General features: G+C 55.7%; 17 protein-coding genes. 9 read left to right on the top strand and 8 right to left on the bottom strand.

Translation table 11 applies throughout. From position 1 onward, the window contains the following. The first annotated feature begins 141 nt into the window (after nt 1-141). Nucleotides 142-558 carry a Cu(I)-responsive transcriptional regulator gene (cueR, locus tag CKO_RS11265; protein WP_012133479.1) on the top strand — a complete coding sequence of 139 codons (417 nt, stop codon included), beginning with the start codon at nt 142-144 and terminating at the stop codon, nt 556-558. On the opposite strand, the gene CKO_RS11260 is transcribed toward cueR, so the two are convergent. Together CKO_RS11260 and CKO_RS11255 are read right to left on the bottom strand one after the other, a co-directional pair. Beyond that, nucleotides 559-1,011, bottom strand: a complete 453-nt coding sequence (locus tag CKO_RS11260; protein WP_012133478.1) for an NfeD family protein — start codon at nt 1,009-1,011, stop codon at nt 559-561. Beyond that, nucleotides 1,008-1,925 carry an SPFH domain-containing protein gene (locus tag CKO_RS11255; RefSeq protein WP_012133477.1) on the bottom strand — a complete coding sequence of 306 codons (918 nt, stop codon included), beginning with the start codon at nt 1,923-1,925 and terminating at the stop codon, nt 1,008-1,010. The genes CKO_RS11260 and CKO_RS11255 overlap by 4 nt, the downstream gene beginning before the upstream one ends. Before the next feature lie 149 nt (nt 1,926-2,074). On the opposite strand from CKO_RS11255, the gene fetA reads away from it, so the two are divergent. Both fetA and fetB read left to right on the top strand, forming a co-directional pair. Further along, nucleotides 2,075-2,752: an iron efflux ABC transporter ATP-binding subunit FetA gene (fetA, locus tag CKO_RS11250; RefSeq protein WP_012133476.1), complete on the top strand. Its 678-nt coding sequence runs from the start codon at nt 2,075-2,077 to the stop codon at nt 2,750-2,752. Next, nucleotides 2,739-3,518, top strand: a complete 780-nt coding sequence (gene fetB / locus CKO_RS11245) for an iron efflux ABC transporter permease subunit FetB (RefSeq protein ID WP_012133475.1) — start codon at nt 2,739-2,741, stop codon at nt 3,516-3,518. Before fetA ends, fetB begins: the two co-directional genes overlap by 14 nt. A gap of 72 nt (nt 3,519-3,590) precedes the next feature. On the opposite strand, the gene CKO_RS11240 is transcribed toward fetB, so the two are convergent. From CKO_RS11240 to tesA, 3 genes are read right to left on the bottom strand one after another with little or no spacing between them, the layout of a single operon-like run. Beyond that, a complete protein-coding gene (locus tag CKO_RS11240; protein WP_012133474.1) occupies nt 3,591-4,445 on the bottom strand; it encodes a co-chaperone YbbN in 855 nt (284 codons plus the stop codon). Between the two features lie 60 nt (nt 4,446-4,505). Continuing rightward, on the bottom strand, nt 4,506-5,276 hold the full coding sequence (locus tag CKO_RS11235; RefSeq protein WP_012133473.1) for an SDR family oxidoreductase: 771 nt from the start codon (nt 5,274-5,276) through the stop codon (nt 4,506-4,508). Between the two features lie 28 nt (nt 5,277-5,304). Continuing rightward, entirely contained in the window at nt 5,305-5,928 is a 624-nt protein-coding gene (gene tesA / locus CKO_RS11230) for a multifunctional acyl-CoA thioesterase I/protease I/lysophospholipase L1 (RefSeq protein ID WP_024130579.1), read from the bottom strand. Here tesA and ybbA point away from each other — a divergent pair. From ybbA to CKO_RS11200, 6 genes are all read left to right on the top strand, one after another. Then, entirely contained in the window at nt 5,899-6,585 is a 687-nt protein-coding gene (gene ybbA, locus CKO_RS11225; RefSeq protein ID WP_012133471.1) for a putative ABC transporter ATP-binding protein YbbA, read from the top strand. The two genes, tesA and ybbA, sit on opposite strands and share 30 nt — an antisense overlap. Continuing rightward, the gene (gene ybbP / locus CKO_RS11220) at nt 6,582-8,996 is read left to right on the top strand and encodes a putative ABC transporter permease subunit YbbP (protein ID WP_012133470.1); all 2,415 of its coding nucleotides are present in this window, start codon (nt 6,582-6,584) and stop codon (nt 8,994-8,996) included. The genes ybbA and ybbP overlap by 4 nt, the downstream gene beginning before the upstream one ends. A 302-nt stretch (nt 8,997-9,298) precedes the next feature. After that, nucleotides 9,299-10,441: a porin gene (locus CKO_RS11215; protein ID WP_024130578.1), complete on the top strand. Its 1,143-nt coding sequence runs from the start codon at nt 9,299-9,301 to the stop codon at nt 10,439-10,441. Nucleotides 10,442-10,735: 294 nt separating this feature from the next. Next, nucleotides 10,736-11,566: a MetQ/NlpA family ABC transporter substrate-binding protein gene (locus CKO_RS11210; protein WP_012133466.1), complete on the top strand. Its 831-nt coding sequence runs from the start codon at nt 10,736-10,738 to the stop codon at nt 11,564-11,566. Between the two features lie 62 nt (nt 11,567-11,628). Then, on the top strand, nt 11,629-12,645 hold the full coding sequence (gene sfbB / locus CKO_RS11205) for a virulence-associated ABC transporter ATP-binding protein SfbB (RefSeq protein WP_012133465.1): 1,017 nt from the start codon (nt 11,629-11,631) through the stop codon (nt 12,643-12,645). Continuing rightward, nucleotides 12,638-13,297, top strand: a complete 660-nt coding sequence (locus tag CKO_RS11200; protein ID WP_012133464.1) for a methionine ABC transporter permease — start codon at nt 12,638-12,640, stop codon at nt 13,295-13,297. Before sfbB ends, CKO_RS11200 begins: the two co-directional genes overlap by 8 nt. A gap of 61 nt (nt 13,298-13,358) precedes the next feature. Here the strand turns inward: CKO_RS11200 and mnmH are convergent, their stop codons facing one another. From mnmH to purE, 3 genes are all read right to left on the bottom strand, one after another. After that, the gene (gene mnmH / locus CKO_RS11195) at nt 13,359-14,441 is read right to left on the bottom strand and encodes a tRNA 2-selenouridine(34) synthase MnmH (RefSeq protein ID WP_012133463.1); all 1,083 of its coding nucleotides are present in this window, start codon (nt 14,439-14,441) and stop codon (nt 13,359-13,361) included. A 99-nt stretch (nt 14,442-14,540) separates the two neighbouring features. Beyond that, the gene (gene purK, locus CKO_RS11190; protein ID WP_012133462.1) at nt 14,541-15,608 is read right to left on the bottom strand and encodes a 5-(carboxyamino)imidazole ribonucleotide synthase; all 1,068 of its coding nucleotides are present in this window, start codon (nt 15,606-15,608) and stop codon (nt 14,541-14,543) included. Continuing rightward, the gene (gene purE / locus CKO_RS11185) at nt 15,605-16,114 is read right to left on the bottom strand and encodes a 5-(carboxyamino)imidazole ribonucleotide mutase (RefSeq protein ID WP_012133461.1); all 510 of its coding nucleotides are present in this window, start codon (nt 16,112-16,114) and stop codon (nt 15,605-15,607) included. Before purE ends, purK begins: the two co-directional genes overlap by 4 nt. Between the last annotated feature and the right edge of the window lie 35 nt (nt 16,115-16,149).

Here is a 16,149-nt window from a genome sequence, read left to right as displayed (position 1 = left end):
AAGTGTGAGCGAGATCGCACATAACAGTAGGATTGCTAAGGATTTATTGCACAGGCGCCAGGGGCATTCCACCCCGTGATAGCATGGGGGCGATGTGGGTTATAATGAGCTTCGGCATCAACATGCTCTGCGGGGGGAGATGTGAATATTAGCGATGTTGCGAAAAAAACAGGCTTAACCAGCAAGGCTATTCGATTTTATGAAGAGAAAGGGCTGGTGACGCCGCCGCTGCGCAGTGAAAACGGATACCGCACTTACAGCCAGCAGCATTTAAACGAGTTAACGCTGTTGCGTCAGGCGCGTCAGGTCGGTTTTAACCTGGAAGAGTGCGGTGAACTGGTGAATTTGTTTAACGATCCGGGGCGCCATAGCGCAGATGTGAAAAAACGTACGCTGGAAAAGGTCGCTGAGATTGAACGCCACATCAGCGAATTGCAGGCTATGCGCACGCAATTACTGACCCTGGCGGAGTCATGCCCGGGTGATGACAGCGCCGATTGCCCGATCATTGATAATCTTTCCGGCTGCTGTCATCACAAGGGTAAAGCCCGCCGTTGATCACACGGCCCTAATGCGCAACGTTATCCCTTCGATGGCAATCACCTCCACCTGCGTTCCGGCGCTCAGATCCGCGTCGGCGCTGACGGGCCAGGAGCTGTCGCCGACGCGCATGTGGCCGCGTCCGTTGACCAGCGCGGTTTCCAGAATAAAGCGGTGGCCTACCAGCTGTTTCCCGCGTTGATTAAGGTGACTGTCAGCCGGTTTTTGCTCACGCACGCGCCGTGCCAGCCACTTCCACCACAGCCAGGCCGCCAGCAGCGTCAATACGGCGAACATAACGCCTTGCCACTCCCAGCCGAGCGGCACCAGCCAGACCACCAGGCCAGTAATCACGGCGGCGACACCGCTCCACAGCAGGTAGCCGTTCCCTCCCAGCATCTCGGCGGCCAGCAGTAGCCCACCAAGACTCAGCCAGAAAATATGCGGGTGAACCAGAATCATCGCTATCATGATTTGTTCCGTTCGCTGGTGCTGTCCTTGATAAGTTCGGTGATCCCGGCAATGGAGCCCATCAGACTGCTGGCGTCCAGCGGCATCATGACAACCTTACTGTTGCCCGACGAACCAATCTGCTGCAACGCTTCGGTGTATTTCTGCGCCACGAAGTAGTTCACCGCCTGAATATCCCCGGCGGCGATCGCTTCAGAGACCATCTGGGTGGCGCGGGCTTCCGCTTCGGCGGAACGTTCACGCGCTTCAGCCTGTAAGAAGGCAGACTGGCGTTCGCCTTCCGCTTTCAGGATCTGCGACTGTTTTTCACCCTCAGCTTTCAGAATTTCAGCCTGGCGCACCCCTTCCGCTTCCAGAATGTAGGCGCGTTTGGTACGTTCTGCTTTCATCTGGGCGTTCATGGATGAAATCAATTCCGCCGGTGGACGAACATCGCGGATCTCAATACGCGTAACCTTGACGCCCCAGGGATTGGTGGCCTCATCGACAATGTGCAGCAGGCGCGTGTTGATGCTGTCGCGCTGGGAAAGCATTTCATCCAGCTCCATTGACCCCAGTACGGTACGGATGTTGGTCATGGTGAGGTTGATAATGGCCAGCTCAAGATTGCTGACTTCATAGGCCGCGCGCGGAGCGTCGATAACCTGAATAAAGCACACTGCGTCAATGGTGACGTTGGCGTTATCTTTTGAGATAACCTCCTGCGACGGGATATCGAGTACCTGTTCCATCATATTGATCTTGCGACCAATTCTGTCCATAAACGGCACCACCAGGCTCAGGCCTGGTTGCAGGGTTTTGGTGTAACGGCCAAAACGCTCCACGGTCCACTGGTATCCCTGTGGGACAATTTTGACGCCTGCGCCGACTATCACCAACGCCACGAAAATGAGAATAGGGATAAAAATAAGCATTGATAAACCTCCTGTCGTGCTGTCCATGTAAAAAAACGGTCTTTGCGGTCTGTTTAATCAAATTATACCCGATTAATCAAAGTGAGTTCCCCTCTTATAAATTACAGGGATACACTGTTTACTTTAAAGATGTGAAAAATGGATGTGAGATGAAAGAGAGCAGCCCTTTGCTCCAGCTAAGAAAGGTGGGATACCAGGCTGGCGCCACGAAAATTCTCAATAACATCAGTTTCATGCTGAATGCCGGGGAATTTAAACTGATTACCGGCCCATCCGGGTGCGGTAAAAGCACATTGCTAAAGATTGTGGCGTCATTAATCAGCCCGGATACGGGGGATATCCTGTTCGAAGGCGAAGAGATTGCCACGCTTAAGCCCGAAACTTACCGCCAGCAGGTCTCTTATTGTGCCCAGACGCCAGTGCTGTTTGGCGATACGGTGTATGACAACCTGATTTTCCCCTGGCAGATCCGCAACAAAACGCCGGAACCGAAGGCTTTTCTCGCCGATCTGGCGCAGTTTGAGCTACCGGAAACCATTTTACAGAAAAACATTACGGCGCTTTCCGGCGGGGAAAAACAACGTATCTCATTGATCCGTAATTTACAGTTTCTGCCGCAGGTTCTGCTGCTGGATGAGATCACCAGTGCGCTGGATGAGCACAATAAAGAGAATGTGAATGACATTATTCATCGCTATGTTCGCGATAAAAATATTGCCGTGTTGTGGGTAACACACGATAAAGATGAAATTAATCATGCGGATAATGTGATTACGCTTCAGCCTCATGCCGGAGAAATGCAGGAAGCTACCTATGAACGAGCATAATATAACGAATGAGTCGCTGGCGTTATCGATGATGCTGGTGGTTGTGGCTATTCTGATTAGCCACAAAGAGAAACTGGCGCTGGAAAAAGATATTCTCTGGAGCGTTGCCCGTGCGGTAATCCAGCTTGTTATCGTCGGCTATGTTCTGAAATACATTTTTGGCGTCAATCACGTCATCCTGACATTATTGATGGTGCTGTTTATCTGTTTTAACGCGGCGTATAACGCGCAAAAACGCAGTAAATATATTGATAAAGCGTTTACCTCGTCGTTTATTGCGATTACGACCGGAGCGGGGCTGACGCTGGCGGTACTGGTATTGTCAGGATCTATCGAGTTTACGCCGATGCAGGTGATCCCGATTTCCGGCATGATTGCGGGTAACGCGATGGTGGCGGTAGGGCTGTGCTACAACAATCTGGGCCAGCGATTCAGCAGCGAGCAGCAGCAAATTCAGGAGAAGCTCAGTCTGGGCGCAACGCCGAAAACGGCGTCTGCGGGGCTTATTCGCGACAGTATTCGCGCGTCGCTGATCCCGACCATTGATTCGGCAAAAACGGTTGGGCTGGTGAGCTTACCGGGGATGATGTCCGGGTTGATTTTTGCCGGTATCGATCCGGTAAAAGCGATTAAGTATCAGATAATGGTGACTTTTATGCTGCTATCCACAGCAAGCCTGTCGACCATTATCGCCTGCTATTTAACCTACCGGAAATTCTATAATTCGCGCCACCAACTGGTGGTGACGCATTTAAAGAAGATGTGATGCCGGAGGGATCGGTATTTTTAGCGTTTGTAGGCCCGATAAGCGTAGCGCCATCGGGCAAAATGCAGCGGATTAGTACAACAGCGCGTACAGCTGGCGACGGAATTTCGACGCCAGCGCATCGCCGGTGCCTAACGCGGCGAGGATCTCCTGGAACGTTTTCCGCGCCTGACCGTCTGCGGCGGCGAGATCTTTCTTCAAATGGCTGAACAATAACTCCAGCGCCTCTTCGTTACGCCCGACCTGATGCAGTTGCAGCGCCAGTTGCGCCGCCAGCGCCGCATCTTCTGGATTGTCCGCAACCTGCTGTTGCAGTTGCTGGATTTCCGGGGTGTCGGCCGCCTGTTTCAGTAAATCAATCTGCGCGACCAGGCCCTGATAGCGGGTGTCCTGATCCTGTAACGGAATGGTTTTCAGCACGGCTTCGGCGTCTTCCGTACGGTTGAGGGCAATCTGGGTTTCCGCCAGCAGCAGGCCGAGCTCGCTGTTTTGATGAGAGAGCTGCCAGGCGTCTTTCAGCAGCGGCAGCGCTTCAATGTAGTTGCCTTCCTGCATCAGTTGCATCGCCTGCTGCGCTTTCAACTCTTCTTCACGCGGCAGCACTTTGTCGAGCAGCGCGCGAATCGCTTCTTCCGGCTGCGGCCCCTGGAAGCCGTCGACCGGCTGACCGTTCTGGAACAGATACACGGTAGGAATAGCGCGCAAGCCAAACTGGGAGGCGATCATCTGCTCGGCGTCGCAGTCGAGCTTCGCGAGGATAAACTGGCCGTTGTACTGTGCGGCAAGGCTTTCCAGCACCGGCGTCAGTTGCAGACAATGCTGGCTGCGTTCAGACCAAAAATAGAACAGAACCGGGGTGGTCATCGACTGTTCGAGGGTCTGTTGCAGGTTAGATTCGTTAATATTGACAATATTTTGTACGGACATGGAGTCACTCTCTTTATGTCTGGTTCTCTTTTACATGGGGGCTGACGCGCGCGCTTCAACTCAACCCTGCAAAATTTTGTCCATTGCGCGTCCCGGCAGCACGCGCTTCAGCAGCGTGACCGCCCACGTCACCATCGTAACCGGGTAGCGTAATTTCGGTTTGTCGCTCTCAAAAGCATGGCGGACTTTAGCGACAACGGCTTCTGGCCCGAGCGTAAAACGCGCGGCAATCCCCGGATTTTCTACCGGTTTGTCGCTCTGGGTCTGGCTGACGTTATCGGTAAACCGGGTACGAATCGGGCCGGGTTCGATCAGGCTGACCTTAATCCCCGTGTGGCGCAGCTCCATGCGCAGCGCATCAGACCAGGCTTCCAGCGCATATTTGCTGGCGGCATAGGCGCCGCGCCCTGGCGTGGAGATCAGCCCCATCACGGATGAGGTCATCACAATGCGCCCTTCGCCGTACGGCAGCATAGCGGGGAGCAGGCGCATAGTGAGCTGGTGCGCGCCAAAGAAATTGGCGGAAAACTGCTGCTCCATCTGCGTGCGGCTGATAGTGGTAAGCGGGCCATACACGCCGTATCCGGCATTGTTAAAGATCCCATATAAACGATTATCGGTCAGGGCGATCACGTCGTCTGCGGCGCGATCCACGCTTTCCGGCGAGTCGAGGTCGATCAGCACGCCGGTGAATCCCATGCTGTTCATCCGCGTGACGTCATCGGGTTTACGGCAACCTGCCAGAATTTGAAAACCCTGACGTTTCAGTTCAAGAGCGCTTTCCAGACCGATTCCGCTGGAACATCCTGTAATTAAGACCGATTTTTGCATAACTTTACCTGTCAGGATCTCCGTTGATTTACGAGTCGTGGTTAACTAATGGGGTTAGTTGTTGCGCCATCCAGTCGGCAATAAACGGCTGGGCGTCGCGATTAGGATGAATACCGTCGTCCTGCATCCATTGTGGTTTCAGATAAACCTCTTCCATAAAAAAGGGCAGAAGCGGAATATCAAACTCTTTGGCAAGCCGTGGGTAGATGGCGCTAAAGGTTTCATTATAACGGCGACCATAGTTTGCGGGCAGACGAATTTGCATGAGCAACGGCTCGGCGTTTGCGGCCTTCACATCCAGCAGGATTTTACGCAGGGTTTGCTCGGTTTGCTGAGGTTGAAAACCGCGCAGGCCGTCATTGCCGCCAAGCTCGACCAGAACCCAGCGGGGCTGATGCTGCTTCAGCAGCGCAGGCAGACGCGCCAGGCCTTGCTGCGAGGTGTCGCCGCTAATGCTGGCATTGATGACCGGCGTTTTGTCCTGCCATTTGTCGTTAAGCAGCGCAGGCCAGGCCGCGCTGGCGGACATGCGGTATCCGGCGCTCAGGCTGTCACCCAGAATTAATAACGTGTCCGCTGCGGCGGCGCGGAACGTTAACAGGACCAGAAACAGGAAGGGCAAATGCCAGCGGAAAACATTGTTGAAGTTCATCGTCTTAAGAAGTCCGTCGGTCAGGGTGAGCATGAGCTTTCCATCCTTACCGGAGTTGAACTGGTTGTCAAACGCGCCGAGACTATTGCGCTGATCGGCGAGTCAGGATCGGGGAAATCGACGCTGCTGGCGATTCTGGCCGGGCTGGATGATGGCAGCAGCGGCGAGGTGAATCTGGTCGGGCAGTCTCTGCACACGATGGATGAAGAGGCGCGGGCGCAGCTGCGCGCGCAGCATGTCGGCTTTGTTTTCCAGTCTTTTATGTTGATTCCCACGCTGAATGCCCTGGAAAACGTTGAACTGCCCGCCTTGCTGCGGGGAGAGAACAGCGGGAAAAGCCGCGATGGCGCGAAAGCGTTGCTGGAACAGTTAGGTCTGGGAAAACGTCTTGATCATCTTCCGGCTCAGCTTTCCGGCGGCGAGCAGCAGCGTGTGGCGCTGGCGAGAGCGTTCAACGGGCGGCCAGACGTGCTGTTTGCCGATGAACCGACGGGAAACCTTGACCGGCAGACCGGGGATAAAATCGCCGACCTGCTGTTTTCGCTTAATCGCGAACATGGCACCACCCTGATTCTGGTGACGCACGACCCGCAGCTGGCGGCGCGTTGCGACCGACGATTACGCCTGGTGGATGGGCAGTTGCAGGAGGAGGCATGATTGCACGCTGGTTCTGGCGCGAATGGCGCTCACCTTCCTTACTGATTGTCTGGCTGGCGCTGAGTCTGGCGGTGGCCTGCGTGCTGGCGCTGGGCAATATCAGCGACCGCATGGAAAAGGGTTTAAGTCAGCAAAGCCGTGATTTTATGGCCGGAGACCGGGCGCTGCGCAGTTCGCGCGAGGTGCCGCTGGCGTGGATCGATGAGGCGCGCAAACGCGGTCTGAAAGTGGGCGAACAGATGACTTTCGCCACCATGACCTTTGCAGACGATACGCCGCAGCTGGCCAGCGTCAAAGCGGTGGATGACGTTTATCCGATGTACGGTGAGCTGCAAACGAATCCGCCGGGGTTAAAACCGCAGCCGGGTTCCGTGTTGCTGGCGCCAAGACTGATGGCGCTCCTCAACCTGAAAACGGGTGACAGCATCGACGTCGGCGACGCCACGCTGCGTATTGCTGGCGAGGTGGTACAGGAGCCGGACTCCGGGTTTAACCCTTTCCAGATGGCGCCACGCCTGATGATGCACATTGCGGATGTTGAAAAAACGGGCGCAGTACAGCCGGGAAGTCGCGTGACGTGGCGCTATAAGTTTGGCGGTACGCCGCAGCAACTGGACGGCTATGAAAAGTGGCTATTGCCGCAGCTTAAGCCTGAACATCGCTGGTACGGGCTGGAACAAGATGAAGGCGCGCTGGGCAAATCGCTTGAACGCTCGCAGCAGTTCCTGCTGCTGTCGGCGCTGTTAACGTTGCTGTTAGCAGTCGCGGCGGTGGCGGTGGCGATGAGCCACTACTGCCGCAGCCGCTACGATCTGATTGCGATCCTCAAAACGCTGGGGGCGGGCAGGGCGCAACTGCGCAAGCTGATCGTCGGGCAGTGGGGGATGCTGCTGGCTCTTTCCGCCGTGACGGGAGGCGCCATTGGGTTACTGTTCGAGAACGTGCTGATGGTGCTGCTTAAACCGGTGTTACCCGCCGTTCTGCCGCCAGCCAGCCTCTGGCCGTGGCTGTGGGCGCTGGGAACGATGATCATCATTTCTTTGCTGGTTGGACTGCGTCCGTATCGTTTGCTGCTGGCGACGCAGCCGTTGCGTGTGCTGCGGCGTGATGTGGTTGCGCGTGTCTGGCCGCTGAAGGTGTATCTTCCGGTGGTCACGGTTGTTGTCGTCGCGCTGCTCGCGGGGTTGATGGGCGGCAGCATGTTGCTGTGGGCGGTGCTGGCCGGTGCGGTGGTGCTGGCGCTACTTTGCGGTGTGCTGGGCTGGATGCTGTTGAACGTGCTGCGCGGTATGACGTTGACATCGCTGCCTCTGCGCCTGGCCGTAAGCCGACTGCTGCGCCAGCCGTGGTCCACGCTAAGCCAGCTCTCGGCTTTTTCGCTCTCCTTTATGCTGCTGGCGCTTCTGCTGGTGCTGCGCGGCGATCTGCTGGATCGCTGGCAACAACAACTGCCGCCGGAAAGTCCGAACTATTTCCTCATCAATATCGCTTCTGAACAGGTGGTGCCGCTGAAAGCTTTCCTGTCTGAGCATCAGGTGATCCCGGAGGCATTCTTCCCGATCGTGCGGGCGCGACTGACGGAGATTAATGGTCTGCCGACCGAAGGAAATCAGGACGAAGCGCTTAACCGTGAGCTGAATCTGACGTGGCAGGATGCGCGCCCGGATCATAACCCGATTATCGCCGGAAGCTGGCCACCAAAAGCGGGAGAGGTCTCGATAGAGGAAGGGCTGGCGAAGCGGCTGAATATACAACTCGGCGATCGCGTGACCTTTATGGGCGATACCCAGGACTTTAGCGCGACGGTCAGCAGCCTGCGCAAAGTAGACTGGGAAAGTCTGCGGCCTAACTTCTTCTTTATCTTCCCCTCCGGCGCGCTGGACGGGCAGCCGCAGAGCTGGCTTACCAGCTTCCGTTGGGAAAATGGCAACGGTATGCTGACGCAGCTTAATCGCGAGTTCCCGACCATCAGCCTGCTGGATATCGGCGCGATCCTGAAACAGGTCGGTCAGGTGCTGGAGCAGGTCAGCCGGGCGCTGGAGGTGATGGTGGTGCTGGTCACGGCCTGCGGCATGCTGTTGTTACTGGCGCAGGTTCAGGTCGGAATGCGTCAACGTCATCAGGAACTGGTGGTCTGGCGCACCTTAGGCGCGGGTAAAAAACTGCTGCGCACCACGCTCTGGTGTGAATTTGCCATGCTGGGTATGGTCTCCGGGCTGGTGGCGGCGATCGGCGCGGAAACTGCGCTGGCGGTGCTGCAAAGTCAGGTGTTCGATTTTCCGTGGGAACCGGACTGGCGCGTGTGGATTATTTTGCCCGTCTGCGGCGCATTATTACTTTCATTATGCGGCGGATGGCTCGGCGCGCGTCTGTTAAAAGGCAAAGCGTTATTTCGCCAATTTAATAATTAATTTATAGATGTGATGATCACACACCGGTTTTTATACCGGTGTGTAGTTTTAATAATATAATTTATATACGTGATGATTACGCACCGGTGTTTATACTGGTGTGTACTCCCTATGTGGCACGAATTGTTAACCCCTCGATTTTTAGTAGCACAAAACATTAAAAACCCGCCAACACGACAGGATTAATACCAGTTAATATTTAATTGCTAAATAGTTAGCGGGCTATGCCCGTTGTTTTTTACGTTGCCGGTATTTTGCCGGCAGTGCGAATAATGACGGGTAAATCTATCAAGGAAAATATAATGACAATAAAAAAAACAGCGCTGGCGGCATCGATCGGCGCGGCAGTGGCATTAACGTCTTTCGCATCTCAGGCGGAAATCACTGTTCTGAAACAAGATCCACAGGCGGGTAATCCGCTGAGCCGTCTTAACTTCACCGTTGGCGGCAGTATTCGTCCTCAGTTCCAGAATATGGCTGGTGACGACGGTAAAAATGGTTACAAACGTAATGGCTTCGATGGCGGCACCCGTTTCCGTTTCGCGGCTGATTACTATCTGTTTGATGACATTAGCTGGGTCAGCTACTACGAGCTGGGCGTTAACTTCCCGGCGATGTTCAACTGGGATAATCACTACGCAGACGGCGCGAACGACACCACTCGTCGTATGCTGTACACCGGTCTGAAAAGCGATACCTGGGGTACGCTGACTTTCGGTCAACAGAACAGCGTTTATTATGATGTGGTTGGCGTGAAAACCGATATCTGGGACTATGACATGATTGGTCAGGCACCAGGCAACGGTATCAACGGCGACTATGATGGTTCTTACCGTACCCGTAAATCCCTGAAGTATAAGAAAACAGTTGGCGACGTCGATCTCTACGCGTCTTATCTGTTCAGCGATGATTACAACCCGAACAACGGCCTGCGCTACAAGCGTAAAGGCGGCGGTTCTCTGGGTGCGGATTACCACATCACGGACGATCTGACCTGGGGTACGGCGTGGAACTATACGCGTGCGGAAATGCGCCCAGGTAACGGCGGCGACGGTAAAGACTACGATCAAAATATCGTTGGTACTGCGCTTAGCTGGACGCCGGATAACTGGACCTTCGCGCTGGGCGGCGGCTGGTATCAGAACTTCATGACCACCAAACGCGTAGACGCGCATGACTACTTTGCGGGCGACGCATGGGGTATTGAATACTTTGCCGGTTATAAATTCCCGATCAACCAGTATGCGGTGAAATCTATTCAGCCGTACTTTATGGGTGACCGTATTGAATATGTGAACGGCCGTAACTACCAGCGTATTGATAATGGCGTCGGTATTAGCTTCCAGCTGGATTATGGTTTCCGCGTGGATTACGAACACGTATTCACCTCCAGCACCGACGATCTGGGTGATATGAACCTGGTTCGTCTGCGTTACGACTTCTAATCATTGACGCCTGCCAAACCGAATGCCCGATGGCGCTTGCGCTAATCGGGCCTACGAGTGCAGCGCAATAATAGAGCGTCCAGGCCGGATAAGGCATTTATGCCGCTATCCGGCTTTTTCATTTCTGCCCATCCCCTTCCAACGACATACTCTGCAACATCATGAAATAATTTCAAGGACAACAGGTTGTGAACTGTGTCATGTTAACAAATAGCCTTGTATTCAGGCTCAAATGAACAACGTCGCATCGCACGGCGTACTGCACTGCATCACAACATTTAAAAGGGAGAAGTTATGGGACTGCGTCAGAGTTTACGCGTTGCCGCCGGGGCGCTTTTGCTGGCCTGCGGCCTGCAATTTGCTCATGCTAATAGCGATCCACAGACTATTGTATTCGGCGTCGCGCCGGGTCCGTATGGCGATATGGTTAAACAGGCCATCGCGCCAACGCTGAAAGAGAAAGGCTACAAGGTCGTGGTGCGCGAATTTAGCGACTATGTTCAGCCAAACATGGCGTTATCCAACGGCAGCATTGACGCTAACCTGTTCCAGCATACGCTCTATTTTGAAAAATTCACCGCCGATAAAGGGCTGAAACTGACGAAGCTGATCGTCGTGCCGACGGCCGGAATGGGGTTCTATTCCCGTAAAATCAACAGCCTGGACGAGCTGAAGAAAGGGGACATTATTACCCTGTCGAATGACCCGACCAATCTGGCGCGCGGTCTGCGTTTCCTGCAATCAATCGGTCTCATCACCATTAAAGACAATATCGACCCGACGAAAGCCTCCGAGCGTGATATCGCCAGCAACCCGAAAGGGCTGGTGTTTAAACCGCTGGAAGCGGCACAGCTGCCGCGCACGCTGGATGGCGTGACCGGCGCGCTGGTTAACGGTAATTTCGCCGTTGCGGCGGGGCTGGATCTTTCCAGCGCGCTAAAACAAGAGCAACTGGATGAAAACCTGAAAAATATCATTGCCGTACGCAGTGAGGATGCCGACAAGCCGTTCGCGAAAGATATTGTCGATGCGGTGAAATCTCCGGCCTACCGTGCGGTCATTGACGATCCGAAGAATATTTACAGCGCCTTCCAGAAGCCGGAATGGATGACCGCAGACAAATAATCGCTGCGCAAGGGAATTAACGGGGCAGCGGCGACTGCCCTTTTCGCATTTCTGAGGTGAGCATGATTGAGATTGAAAAGGTCTGCGTGGATTTTACGGCAGGCCGTGGCGCATCGACCCGCGCGGTGGATGACGTCAGCCTGCGGATAGCGGCGGGCGAAATTTTTGGCATTGTCGGCACCAGCGGCGCGGGGAAAAGTACGCTGCTGCGTACCCTTAATGCCTTAACGCGCCCGAGTCAGGGAAGCGTGAAAGTGAACGGTGTGGCGATCTCTGCGCTGGAAGGGGCGAATCTACGTAAAGCCCGCCAGCGTATTGGGATGATTTTCCAGCACTTTAATCTGATGCATACCCGCACGGTGGCGCAAAACGTCGCTTTCAGCCTGAAATCCGCCGGATGGGAGCGCAGCAAGATCGCCCCGCGCGTCGCCGAAATTCTGGCGCTGGTCGGGCTGGCGGATAAGGCGAACCGCTTTCCGGTACAGCTTAGCGGCGGTCAAAAGCAGCGAGTGGGGATTGCCCGCGCGATCGCCAATCATCCAGATGTACTGCTCTGCGACGAACCGACTTCCGCGCTGGATCTGGAAACGTCAGCGACCATTCTGGCGCTGCTCAAACAGATTAACGAACAGCTGGGGATCACGATCGTGCTGATCACCCATGAGATGAATGTGATCAAGTCCATCTGCGATCGCGTGGCGGTGATGTCCGGCGGCAAAGTGGTGGAGTCGGGCGACGTGTTTGATGTTTTCGCGCATCCGCAGCACGCCTTCACACAGCAGCTGGTGTCGCACACCCTCAATCTGACGTTACCGGAACGTCTGCGCCAGCATCTGCCCGGTCAGTTACTGAAAATTCTGTTTATCGGTGATTCGGCGGAGCAGCCGGTGTTGTCTGATGTGGCGGTGAAGTTCGGCGTAGCGGTGAACATTCTGCACGGCAAAATTGAATATATCGGCGAACGCGCGCTGGGGATTTTAGTGGTGCAACTGACTGCGCCGCACAACCCGTCAGCGGTGGATGCCGCGGTAGCGCATATTCGGCAACGTACTGCGCAGGTGGAGGTGATTCGTGGATGATTTACTGCCGGATTTAACGCTGGCGTTCAATGAAACCTTTCAAATGCTGAGCATTTCAACGGTGCTGGCGGTTGTCGGCGGGCTGCCGCTCGGCTTCCTTATCTTTGTCACCGACCGGAATCTGTTCTGGCAGAATCGCTTCGTGTATCTGGTGAGTTCGGTTCTGGTGAACATTATCCGCTCGGTGCCGTTCGTGATTTTGCTGGTGCTGCTGTTGCCGCTCACGCAATTTTTGCTCGGCAATACCATCGGGCCGATTGCCGCCTCCGTCCCTCTCTCTGTTGCGGCGATAGCGTTCTATGCGCGTCTGGTTGATAGCGCGCTGCGTGAGGTTGATAAAGGGATTATCGAAGCGGCAGAAGCGTTCGGCGCCAGTCCTATGCGCATTATCTGCACCGTACTGCTGCCAGAGGCCAGCGCCGGTCTGCTACGCGGGCTGACCATCACGCTGGTGAGCCTGATTGGCTATTCCGCGATGGCCGGGATTGTCGGCGGCGGCGGGGTCGGCGACCTGGCGATTCGCTACGGTTATTACCGCTACGAAACCCAGGTGATGATTGTCACCGTGGTCGCGTTGATTATTCTGGTGCAGGTTGTACAGATGCTCGGCGACTGGCTGGCGAAACGCGCCGATAAACGCGACAGACATTAGGGCATAGTATTTGTAGGCCGGATAAGGCGTTAGCCGCCATCCGGCAAATCGCCTGCAATCGCTAGCTTTGAAGCCACTGTGCAACGTCCTGCCATATGCCGCGAAAGACGATTTTCGCGGCTTTCTTTTCCAGTTGATAGCGATACATCGGATCGTAGTATTCGTTGAGGAGCGGCGCCAGCCAGGCCAGATGCCCGTCGGTACTGCCGCTGGCCTGCTGCATGGCCAGCGCAGCGTCTAGTTTTACCGTCAGCTCTTTAAAACGCTGCAAACCAAGGCGGCGCTGAATGGCGGAAAGCCCATGATGCAGATAGTCGCTGTACGCCTGCCAGCCGTCTTCTTCCCCGCAGGCATGGGTGAAGTCGCGATGCATGCGGATAAAATACTCATCGCGCAGCCGCTCCAGACGCAGCTCGAACGGATCGTCCACAACCGCAATGGATGCCTGCGCCATGCGTTCGCGCAGACATTCGGGCAGATGATTTGCGCCAATCATCCGGCCTTCGTCTTCCAGCACCCACATCTGCAACTCCTGACGGGCGTCGGTTTTCAACATCTCCACGGCGAGATGATTTTCAAAACTGGCCTGACTCAGCTGCGGCTTCAGCGTGCGGCCGAATGACGAACCGCGATGATGCGCCAGCCCTTCCAGATCTACGCCGTTCGGCTGCTGTCGAACCAGCTGTGTTTTTCCGCTGCCGGTACAGCCGCCAATTAAGATCATGGGTTTTTGTACCAGCGTGTCGGTGATGTGCATGGCCGCCTGGCGGAGCGCTTTGTAGCCGCCCTGGATCAGCGGATAATCCACGCCGGACTCATGTAGCCATTGTTGTACGATATGCGAACGCTGACCGCCGCGCGCGCAGCAGAGATAACCCCGGGGATGTTGAATACAGGCTTTTCGCCAGGCCTCCAGCCGCCGTTGACGCTCGTCGCCGGCAACGAGTTTATGGCCCAACGCCAGTGCCGCTTCCGGCCCCTGGCGTTTGTAACAGGTGCCGACTGCCGCGCGTTCTTCATCATTCATTAAGGGCAGGTTAATCGCGGTGGGCATGGCGCCCTGCGTAAATTCTATCGGCGCGCGAACGTCGATTAAAGGCGTATCGGCCGCCAGAATGGCGCGATAGTCCGTCCCATCGTTCATTGTGGAATCCTGAAAAAAAACAAACGGCAATGACGGGGATTTTACGCGCTGAAGGAGGAGCCGGAAAAGGATAAGATTCCTTTCCCGGCATTTTATGTATTACTTAAGCTTACTTTGCGCCCAGATGATGCCGCTGGCGTATTCCGGCGGCAGCAAGGGAACTAAGGCTTCCAGCGTTGCGCTTAAGCGATCGGTATCGCTGTCGGTCAGGTTCAGGTGGCCCACTTTACGCCCCTCGCGAACCTCTTTGTCGTACCAGTGCAGATGCACCAGCGGCAGTTTCAGCCAGTCGTAATTCAGAGCGCTGCCAATCAGGTTCACCATCACGGACGGGCTGTCCACGACCGGTGACGGTAACGGCAGACCGGTAATCGCGCGCAGATGCAGCTCAAACTGGCTGATGCTGGCGCCGTTTTGCGTCCAGTGCCCGCTGTTGTGTACCCGCGGCGCCAGTTCGTTGATGAGCAACCCTTCCGGCGTGATAAAACACTCCATCGCCATGACGCCGACATAACCCAGTTCGTGCATGATGGCGGAGAGCATGGCCTCCGCCTGTTCCTGCTGTTTCGCGTTGGCCTGCGGGAACGCTACGCTGGTGCGCAGAATCCCATCCTGGTGCAGGTTGTGCGTCAGCGGGTAGAACACGGTGCTGCCGTCATGGGCGCGTGCGCCGACTAACGACACTTCGCCAGAGAAGTTAATGCCCTGTTCAACAATGCACTCGCCGTAACCGTCGTCCGGGAACTGAGCGGTTTCATCCGCGCGTAAACGCCATTGCCCACGGCCGTCGTAACCGCCGACGCGCCGTTTGACGATAGCCAGTTCGCCCAGACGCGCAAATACGGCGGGCCACTCGTCCCGGCTTGCCAGCAACTGCCAGGGCGCCGTCGCCAGCGAGAGTTTGTCAAAAAGCTGCTTTTGCGTCAGGCGGTCGGCAATAATCGGGAAAACGTCGCGGTTGACGAAAGCCGGGTGGCGCGCCAGTTCGCGGGTCAATGCGGTTTCCGGCCAGCGTTCGATTTCCGCTGTGATCACGCTTTGTTGAACCGGGACGGCGGTAGGTTCCGCGTCCAGCCCGACAGGCCAGACGGTGATGCCCAACGGTTCGCCCGCCTGACGCAGCATCCGTCCTAACTGGCCGTTACCCAGTACGCAGACCTGCTTCATGCCGCACCTCGTGGGTCGGGATTCTCAAGCACCTCATTGGTCTGGGCTTTACGCCAGTCCGCCAGACGTTGGCGCAGGTCTTTATCGTGTGTCGCCAGAATTTGCGCTGCCAGCAGCGCCGCGTTCGCCGCGCCCGCTTTGCCGATCGCCAGCGTGCCGACCGGAATGCCGCGCGGCATCTGGACGATAGAGTAGAGGCTGTCCACGCCGCTCAGCGCAGCGCTTTGCACCGGCACGCCCAGTACCGGCACCAGCGTTTTTGCCGCAATCATTCCCGGCAGATGCGCCGCGCCGCCAGCACCAGCAATAATCACCTGATAACCTTTCTCTTCGGCGCTTTCGGCGAAGCTGAACAGCTTATCGGGGGTGCGGTGTGCGGAAACCACTTCAACGTGGTGTGGAACGTTCAGGATATCGAAGATTTCGGCGGCAAACTGCATGGTAGCCCAGTCGCTTTTGGACCCCATCACGATGGCGACACGCGCCGGATTATTGCGGGAAGACATGCGTCTTAAAACTCCTGTGGTGCACAACTCTCGGC

It is taken from the genome of Citrobacter koseri ATCC BAA-895, from assembly GCF_000018045.1.
GTDB classification, from domain to species: Bacteria; Pseudomonadota; Gammaproteobacteria; order Enterobacterales; family Enterobacteriaceae; genus Citrobacter_B; species Citrobacter_B koseri.
The sequence above is the reverse complement of the archived record's forward strand: the minus strand, read 5'-3'. Positions and strand labels throughout refer to the sequence as shown.

What these genes read in the sequence shown, in the direction of transcription:
- CKO_RS11260 (WP_012133478.1), bottom strand. Translation starts at nt 1,011, where the DNA reads ATGATAGCGATGATTCTGGTTCACCCGCATATTTTCTGGCTGAGTCTT.
- CKO_RS11255 (WP_012133477.1), bottom strand. Translation starts at nt 1,925, where the DNA reads ATGCTTATTTTTATCCCTATTCTCATTTTCGTGGCGTTGGTGATAGTC.
- fetA (WP_012133476.1), top strand. Translation starts at nt 2,075, where the DNA reads ATGAAAGAGAGCAGCCCTTTGCTCCAGCTAAGAAAGGTGGGATACCAG.
- fetB (WP_012133475.1), top strand. Translation starts at nt 2,739, where the DNA reads ATGAACGAGCATAATATAACGAATGAGTCGCTGGCGTTATCGATGATG.
- CKO_RS11240 (WP_012133474.1), bottom strand. Translation starts at nt 4,445, where the DNA reads ATGTCCGTACAAAATATTGTCAATATTAACGAATCTAACCTGCAACAG.
- CKO_RS11235 (WP_012133473.1), bottom strand. Translation starts at nt 5,276, where the DNA reads ATGCAAAAATCGGTCTTAATTACAGGATGTTCCAGCGGAATCGGTCTG.
- ybbA (WP_012133471.1), top strand. Translation starts at nt 5,899, where the DNA reads ATGCCAGCGGAAAACATTGTTGAAGTTCATCGTCTTAAGAAGTCCGTC.
- tesA (WP_024130579.1), bottom strand. Translation starts at nt 5,928, where the DNA reads ATGAACTTCAACAATGTTTTCCGCTGGCATTTGCCCTTCCTGTTTCTG.
- ybbP (WP_012133470.1), top strand. Translation starts at nt 6,582, where the DNA reads ATGATTGCACGCTGGTTCTGGCGCGAATGGCGCTCACCTTCCTTACTG.
- CKO_RS11215 (WP_024130578.1), top strand. Translation starts at nt 9,299, where the DNA reads ATGACAATAAAAAAAACAGCGCTGGCGGCATCGATCGGCGCGGCAGTG.
- CKO_RS11210 (WP_012133466.1), top strand. Translation starts at nt 10,736, where the DNA reads ATGGGACTGCGTCAGAGTTTACGCGTTGCCGCCGGGGCGCTTTTGCTG.
- sfbB (WP_012133465.1), top strand. Translation starts at nt 11,629, where the DNA reads ATGATTGAGATTGAAAAGGTCTGCGTGGATTTTACGGCAGGCCGTGGC.
- mnmH (WP_012133463.1), bottom strand. Translation starts at nt 14,441, where the DNA reads ATGAACGATGGGACGGACTATCGCGCCATTCTGGCGGCCGATACGCCT.
- purK (WP_012133462.1), bottom strand. Translation starts at nt 15,608, where the DNA reads ATGAAGCAGGTCTGCGTACTGGGTAACGGCCAGTTAGGACGGATGCTG.
- purE (WP_012133461.1), bottom strand. Translation starts at nt 16,114, where the DNA reads ATGTCTTCCCGCAATAATCCGGCGCGTGTCGCCATCGTGATGGGGTCC.